The organism is Leifsonia sp. HAY1-4F, from assembly GCF_056755275.1.
On sequence record NZ_JBNDHX010000350.1, the window covers coordinates 1 to 240 of the forward strand.

Annotated in this window: 1 protein-coding gene; it reads left to right on the forward strand. The window is 67.9% G+C overall.

Features of this window, described 5'->3' with window-relative positions; genetic code table 11:
• Nucleotides 1–83 precede the first annotated feature (83 nt).
• Nucleotides 84–224, forward strand: coding sequence for a hypothetical protein (locus tag ACPYOG_RS19795; protein WP_481295823.1), 141 nt, complete (start codon nucleotides 84–86; stop codon nucleotides 222–224).
• The last annotated feature ends 16 nt before the right edge of the window (nucleotides 225–240 follow it).

The window sequence follows — 240 nt, forward strand, 5'->3', positions numbered from 1 at the left end:
CCCCCCCCCCCCCCCCCCCCCCCCCCCCCCCCCCCCCCCCCCTCCCAAAACAAAAACACCCCCCCCAGATTAGCGAGTGTCTCGTGGGCTCGGAGATGTGTATAAGAGACAGCAGCTGGCTCGGCACCGGCTCGTACAGCGCGACGAAGGCAGCACTCTGGTCCGCGAGCTCCACGCGCGCCGAGTTGCTCGCGGACCAGAGTCTGTCTCTTATACACCTCTGACGCTGCCGACGACGGA